The 6,913-nt window shown below is 63.1% G+C and carries 6 protein-coding genes; all 6 read right to left on the bottom strand.

Annotated elements, in window-relative coordinates; genetic code table 11:
* Window positions 1-131: 131 nt before the first annotated feature.
* Complete coding sequence (trpA, locus tag AB5Y85_RS08150) at window positions 132-938, bottom strand: tryptophan synthase subunit alpha (protein ID WP_257687840.1); 807 nt, start codon at window positions 936-938, stop codon at window positions 132-134.
* Complete coding sequence (trpB, locus tag AB5Y85_RS08145) at window positions 935-2,128, bottom strand: tryptophan synthase subunit beta (protein ID WP_005347359.1); 1,194 nt, start codon at window positions 2,126-2,128, stop codon at window positions 935-937. Before trpB ends, trpA begins: the two co-directional genes overlap by 4 nt.
* Before the next feature lie 47 nt (window positions 2,129-2,175).
* On the bottom strand, window positions 2,176-3,672 hold the full coding sequence (gene trpCF, locus AB5Y85_RS08140) for a bifunctional indole-3-glycerol-phosphate synthase TrpC/phosphoribosylanthranilate isomerase TrpF (protein ID WP_257687839.1): 1,497 nt from the start codon (window positions 3,670-3,672) through the stop codon (window positions 2,176-2,178).
* Window positions 3,672-4,700, bottom strand: coding sequence for an anthranilate phosphoribosyltransferase (gene trpD / locus AB5Y85_RS08135; protein ID WP_257687838.1), 1,029 nt, complete (start codon window positions 4,698-4,700; stop codon window positions 3,672-3,674). The genes trpCF and trpD overlap by 1 nt, the downstream gene beginning before the upstream one ends.
* A 15-nt stretch (window positions 4,701-4,715) precedes the next feature.
* Entirely contained in the window at window positions 4,716-5,333 is a 618-nt protein-coding gene (locus AB5Y85_RS08130) for an aminodeoxychorismate/anthranilate synthase component II (RefSeq protein WP_257687837.1), read from the bottom strand.
* The coding region (locus AB5Y85_RS08125; protein WP_368221317.1) for an anthranilate synthase component 1 at window positions 5,330-6,913 on the bottom strand (1,584 nt) is incomplete at its 5' end. The genes AB5Y85_RS08130 and AB5Y85_RS08125, both read right to left, overlap by 4 nt.

The raw sequence follows: 6,913 nt of genomic DNA, 5'->3' as shown, positions 1-6,913 counted from the left end.
GACAAAGACGCTGGGAGTGGCAACAAGCAGGAAATAGAAAGGGAGCCGGTCAGGCTCCCTTTCTCATGGTTATGGCGTGGTTATGCGAACTGGCCGATCTGGGTCACAACCAGCTGACCCCAAATCCAACCTTATCTATTGGTCGCGGCCTTCATCCCTTCCACAAACTCTTTCAAACGAGTGAGCATATGCTCCGGGTTCTGGTGGTGGGTCTCGATGATCTTCACCACGGCGGAGCCGGAGATGGCACCGGCGGCGCCCGCAGCAATGACTTCACGCACCTGAGCCGGTTCGCTGATGCCAAAGCCGAGCAGGGCGGGGGGGGCGTTGAACTCGCGCAGGGTATTGATCAACCCCTCCACCGGCATGCCAGCCTTGGTCTCGGCACCGGTGACGCCAGCACGGCTCACCAGATAGGTGTAACCATTGCCAAGCTCCGCCACCTGTTTCAGGGTCTCGGCGTCGCCATTGGGCGGGGCGATAAAGATGCTGTCGATGCCGAACTTGTCGGCGGCCGCCTTGTAGGGGGCGCACATCTGCACCGGCACGTCGGCCACCAGCACTGAATCGACGCCTGCCTGCTGGCACTTCTCGTAGAAGCCGTCAATTTTGCGCACATAGACCAGGTTGGCGTAGACCAGCAGGCCAATGGGCAGCTGAGGGTACTTGGCGCGGATGCGGCCAAGCAGCTCGAAGCAGTCATCCGGGGTGGTGTGGCTGGCAAAGGCGCGCAGGGCTGCGCCCTGAATGGTGGGGCCGTCCGCCACCGGATCGGAGAAGGGAATGCCGAGTTCGAGGGCATCGGCGCCCCCTGCGACCAGCGCATCGACGATGGCCAGCGACAATTCGGGGGTCGGGTCACCCAGCATCACGAACGGCACAAAGGCGCCCTGATTGGCCGCGTCCAGACGGGAGAAGAGTTTTGCGTAACGGTTCATGACAAGGTTCCTTCTTTCTCGAAAATATCGGCAACGGTGAAGATATCTTTGTCGCCACGGCCGGAGAGGTTGACGATAAGCACCTGCTCTTTTTCCGGTTCACTGCGGGCCATCTTGAGGGCATGGGCCAGCGCGTGGGAGGACTCCAGCGCCGGGATGATGCCTTCGGATTTGGCCAGCTCCTGGAAGGCGTCCAGCGCCTCCTTGTCGGTCACCGAGGGGTACTCGGCGCGGCCGATGGCGGCCAGATGGGCGTGTTGCGGGCCGACGGAGGGGAAGTCCAGCCCCGCCGAGACGGAGTAGGACTCCTGAATTTGGCCCTGATTGTCCTGCATCAGGTAGGAGTGCATGCCAAAGAAGACCCCCTTGCTACCGTGACCGAGCGGCGCACCGTGCTCGCCGCTCTCGATGCCGTGACCACCCGGCTCGACGCCGATGAGGCGCACCGACGGCTCATCGATAAAGTCGGCAAACATGCCGATGGCGTTCGACCCACCGCCGACGCAGGCAATCACCGCATCGGGCAAGCGCTCTTCTTTCTCGAAGCACTGGGCCTTGGCCTCTTCGCCGATCATCTTCTGGAACTCCCGCACGATGGTGGGGAAGGGATGCGGACCGGCGGCGGTACCGAGCAGGTAGTGGGCCGACTCGTAGTTGGCGGCCCAGTCGCGCAGCGCCTCGTTACAGGCATCTTTCAGGGTGGACGAGCCTGAGTGCACCGGAATGACGGTGGCGCCCATCAGCTTCATGCGAAAGACGTTGGGCTTCTGGCGCTCGCAATCCTTGGCACCCATATAGACCCGGCACTTGAGGCCGAGCAGGGCGCAGGCCAGCGCAGTGGCGACGCCGTGCTGACCAGCACCGGTCTCGGCGATGATCTCGCTCTTGCCCATCCGCTTGGCCAGCAGCGCCTGACCCAGCACCTGGTTGGTCTTGTGGGCGCCGCCGTGCAGCAGATCTTCACGCTTGAGATAGAGGCGGGTCTTGGTGCCCTTGGTCAGATTGCGGGTCAGAGTGAGCGGAGTCGGGCGACCGGCATACTCGGTCAGCAGGGACTGAAACTCGGCGATAAAGGCCGGATCATCCTTGGCATCGACAAAGGCTTTCTCCAGCTGGAGCAGGGCCGGGATAAGGATTTGGGGTACATACATACCGCCAAATTCACCGAAAAACGGGTTGAGCAGGGTCATGGCTTCTTCCTTGTATTAGCTAAATCGAAACATCAAAAAGGGTTGCGTTACAGGTTGCGCAGTGCGCCGAAGGCGGCTGCAATCTTGTGCGCATCCTTCTGGCCCGGGGCACTCTCCACCCCGGAGTTGAAATCAAGGCCGAGGCATCCCACTTGTGCCGCTTGCAGGGCGTTGTCGGGATTAAGGCCGCCCGCCAGCATCAGCTTGGCTTTATCGAGATGGGCCAGTAGGGCCCAGTCGAACGCCTGACCGGTGCCGCCGCTCTGGCTGCCGACTTTCGTATCCAGCAGCAGGCGATCCGCCGGGTAGTCGAGGGCGGGCAGCGGCTCGCCGCTTGTGACTCCGATTGCTTTCCAGATCTGGCAGCCAGCGGGCAGCAGTGGGCGCAGGGTATCGATATAGGCGGCATCCTCATCCCCATGCAGCTGCACTGCAGAGAGCCCCAGCGCATCCACCGTCTTGGCGATGGTGGCGGGCTGGGCATTGCGAAATACTCCGACAAAGCTAAGCGGCGCACCCGCCATCACGGCGCGGGCGGCGGGGATGTCTACATAGCGCGGGCTTTTGGCCACAAAGATCAGGCCGCCGAACACCGCGCCCGCCTGATGGGCGGCGGCGGCATCTTCGGCGCGGGTGAGGCCGCACACCTTGTTCTGGCCCAGTATCAGCTTGCGTACAGCCGCTTCCAAATCCGGCTCGGCCATCAATGACGAGCCCACCAGAAAGCCCTTGGCGTGGTGGCGCAGATCCGCCACCTGAGCGCGGTGATTGATGCCGGACTCGCTGATCACCACCCGATCGCTCGGAATATCTTTAGCCAGCTGTTTGGTGCGGTTCAGATCGACGCTCAAGTCGCGCAGATCCCGGTTGTTGATGCCAATGACCGGCGCGCCCAGCGCGATGGCGCGGGTCAGCTCCTCCTCGTTGCTCACCTCGGTCAGCACACCCAGCCCCAGCTCCTTGGCCACCGCGAACAGGGCGCGATACCCCTCGTCGGTGAGCACCGAGAGCATCAGCAGGATGGCGTCCGCCTGATAGTGGCGGGCCAGATAGACCTGATAGGGGTCAATCATGAAATCCTTGCAGAGCACCGGCTGCGATACGCGGCTACGCACCCGCGGCAAAAAGGTAAAATCCCCCTGAAAGAACTTCTCGTCGGTCAGTACCGAGATGGCGGTGGCGTATTTGCCATAGATGTCGGCGATGGCCTCCGGGCTGAAATCGTCGCGGATCAAGCCCTTGGAGGGGGAGGCCTTCTTGCACTCCAGAATAAAGCGGGTGGAGTCAGCCTTGAGGGCCCCGACGAAATCCCGATCGCTTGGGGTCAGCGCGCGCTGGAAGCTCTCCAGCGGCTGTGCCAGCTTGCGGGCGGCGACCCACTCCTGCTTGGCCGCCACGATCTTGCCGAGAATGGTCTGGCTGATGGAGGCCATGTTCAGAAAAGCATGGGGGGCAATAAGGTCTGACATCTCGTTATCCTTGCGAAACTGGCTCTTGCCCTGTGGGCGTTCTGAATGACTGTTGTGCAATGTGGTGGCTGACATCATGCCTCCTGATGACCCGCTTCCTGATGGCTTAAAGTGGCGAGCCGAGCAGCCAGATCCGCTGCCTTGCCGCTTGCCAGCACCGCCAGCACGTCGGCCGCCGCGCTCTTGAGATCTTTCGCCTTGCCCGCCATCAGCAGCAGCGGTGCCACATTGGCGGCGATGGCGGCGTTGTGGGCCGGGGTGCCACGCCCTTCCAGAATGGCGGCGGTGATGGCGCGGTTCTCTTCAGGCTCACCACCCTGAATGGCGCTGACCGGATAGGTCTCGAGGCCAAAGTCAGCCGGGGTGAGCAGAAATTCGCGGATCTCGCCGTCACGGATCTGGGCCACCTGGGTCGGGCCGTGAATGGCAATCTCGTCCAGCCCGGCGCCGTGAACCACCATACCGGTTTTCAGCCCCAGTGCCAGCAGGGTTTCTGCGATGGGACGCACCAGCTCGGGGGCATAGACCCCCATCAGCTGATAGGTGGGACGAGCGGGGTTGATAAGCGGCCCCAGCACGTTGAACAGGGTGCGGGTCTTGAGGGCTTGGCGCACAGGCATGGCATGGCGCACCCCGGCGTGGTACTGGGGGGCGAACAGGAAGCAGATGCCGAGCTCGTCAAGGCAATGGCGCGCCTGCGCTGGGCTCATGTCGAGCTTGATGCCCATTTTGTCGAGCAGATCGCTCGAGCCCGACTTGCTCGATACCGAGCGGTTGCCGTGCTTGGCCACTTTCAGGCCGCAGGCGGCGGCGACCAGCGCCGAGGTGGTGGAGACGTTGATGGTGTTGAGGCCATCGCCACCGGTACCGACGATGTCGCAGAACTCGTAATCCGGACGCGGGAAGTCGCGCGCTTCCGCCAAGAGCGCCTCGGCGGCGCCGGCGATCTCCTCCGGGGTCTCTCCCTTGATCTTGAGGGCGGTCAGGAGACTGGCGAGCACGATGGGATCCACTTCGCCACGTACCACCTGGCCGAAGGCGTCGCGGGTACTTTCACGGCTCAGAGACTGACCCTGATAGAGGGTGTTGAGATGATGATGCATGTTGGTCTCCTTACCTTACCGCACGCTGCTTTCTGGACGGGTGATATGGGCGAGCGCCTGAGTCAGCAGGCGGGCCCCTTCCGAGGTCATGATGGATTCCGGGTGGAACTGGAAACCCAGCACCCGCTCATCCTGCTGCTCGATGGCCATGGGCATCCCCTGATAGTGGGCAATCACCGTCAGCTCTTCCGGTACATAGGTGGCGACCAGCGAGTGGTAGCGGGCCACCGGCAGCGGGCTCGGCAGACCGGCGAAGGCGCCGTGGCCGTTGTGCTCAATCAGCGAGCGCTTGCCGTGGACAATTTCGCCCGCCGCACCGACGGTGCCGCCGTAGGCTTCGCACAGGGCCTGATGGCCGAGACAGATGCCGAGGATGGGCACCTGACCACGGGCCAGCTTGATAAGGTCAATCAGGCAACCCGCCTCGTGGGGGGCGCCCGGGCCCGGCGAGAGCACCAGCACGGCGTCCCCTTCACAGGCTGCGATCTCGCTCATGATGCGGCTCGCCGGCAGGCTGTTGCGGTAGATCCGCACCGGATAACCGAGGGAGCGGAACTGGTCGACGAGGTTGTAGGTAAAGGAGTCGAAGTTATCGAGCAGGAAGATGTTAGTGACTGTTGATCCGGTACTCATTGGCTCACGTCCTTATGTTGCTCCTGCTGGGCGCTCAGGGCTTGCAGGGAGGTGCCATGGCTGGCGGCGATGGCGGCCAGTACGGCGGCCGCCTTGGCGCGGGTTTCGTCCGCTTCGGCTTGCGGCTTGGAGTCATAGACCACCCCGGCACCGGCCTGCACGTGGGCCACGCCATCTTTCACGAAAGCGGAGCGAATGACGATGCAGGTATCCATCTCGCCGGCACCGTTGATGTAGCCGACCGCGCCGCCGTAGCTGCCGCGGCGCTTGCCTTCCACCATGCGAATAAGCTCGCTGGCGCGGATCTTGGGGGCGCCGGTGAGGGTGCCCATGTTCATGCAGGCCTGATAGGCGTGCAGGGCGTCAAGGTCAGAGCGCAGGGTACCGACTACCTTGGAGACCAGATGCATCACGTGGCTGTAGCGATCCACTTTCAGCAGCTCCTTGACGTAGCGGGTGCCGGGCTCCGAGATGCGGGCGATGTCGTTGCGGCCCAGATCTACCAGCATCAGGTGCTCGGCCACCTCTTTCTCGTCCTGACGCAGCTCCAGCTCGATACGGCCGTCGAGATCGCGGTTGATGCTGCCATCGGGGTTGAAGCCGCGGCGGCGGGTACCGGCGATGGGGTACATCTCCACATCGCGGCTGGCGGCGCAGAATTTCACCGCGCTTTCCGGCGAGGCGCCAAACAGGGTGAAGCCCTCATCCTGCACGTAGAACATGTAGGGGCTGGGGTTGGTCTGCTTGAGGCGGCGATAGGCGGCCAGGGGACTCGGGCAGGGCAGGGAGAAGCAGCGGGATGGCACCACCTGGAAGATGTCGCCACGGCGGATAAAGCCCTTGAGCTTCTCCACCTCGGCGCAGAACTGTTTGTCGCTCTTGTCCACGCTCATGCCACCTGTCAGGGGCTGGGTGGTCAGCTCGGCGCAGAGGGGTTGCTGGCAAATCTGTTTGAAGTCGGTGAGCCGTTCGGTCAGGCGGGTGTATCTGTCTTCCACCTGGCTTTCGTCGCTGTCGCCGCCAAAGATGCAGGCCAGCAGTTGAGTGGTGCGCTCGATATGGTCGATGGTGATCAGGGTTTCGGCCACATAGAAGCAGTAGTCGGGGCAGTCGTTGCTCCCTTCCGGCACGTCGGGCAGATCTTCAAAGGAGGCGATCAGGTCGTAGGCGAAGCTGCCCGCCATAAAGAGGGCTTCTTTACCCAACTGGCAATCAAGCTCCCGCTGCAGGGTGCGCAGCACGTCCAGCACGCTGCTCCCCTTGAGGCGAGAATCTTCGTCCTGCTCCCGATCGGAGGCCGGGAAGTCGAGCTGCAGCTCGCCATCTACCAGCGAACGAGCCACCACCGCAGGCAGCCGCTCGGCCAGCAGGCTTTGCAACTGGGCGCCGTTGTCGTTCAGGCTGCGCACCCGCACGGTGCGACCACGGCACTCGATGCGCAGGCAGGCATCGACCAGCAGCAGGCTCTGTTTGCCCGCCTTGGAGTCGATCTCCACCGATTCCAGCAGCAGGTTGTTGGGGCGGCCCTGACAGAGGCGGGTATAGAGCGCCAGCGGATCGGCCACATAGGGGGCGTTGAG

The sequence above is a fragment of the Aeromonas sp. R3-1 genome (genome assembly GCF_040908345.1).
GTDB classification, from domain to species: Bacteria; Pseudomonadota; Gammaproteobacteria; order Enterobacterales; family Aeromonadaceae; genus Aeromonas; species Aeromonas veronii.
Note: the sequence above shows the minus strand (reverse complement) of the source record. Positions and strands in the feature narration are given on the sequence as shown.

What these genes read in the sequence shown, in the direction of transcription:
- trpA (WP_257687840.1), bottom strand. Translation starts at nt 938, where the DNA reads ATGAACCGTTACGCAAAACTCTTCTCCCGTCTGGACGCGGCCAATCAG.
- trpB (WP_005347359.1), bottom strand. Translation starts at nt 2,128, where the DNA reads ATGACCCTGCTCAACCCGTTTTTCGGTGAATTTGGCGGTATGTATGTA.
- trpCF (WP_257687839.1), bottom strand. Translation starts at nt 3,672, where the DNA reads ATGTCAGCCACCACATTGCACAACAGTCATTCAGAACGCCCACAGGGC.
- trpD (WP_257687838.1), bottom strand. Translation starts at nt 4,700, where the DNA reads ATGCATCATCATCTCAACACCCTCTATCAGGGTCAGTCTCTGAGCCGT.
- AB5Y85_RS08130 (WP_257687837.1), bottom strand. Translation starts at nt 5,333, where the DNA reads ATGAGTACCGGATCAACAGTCACTAACATCTTCCTGCTCGATAACTTC.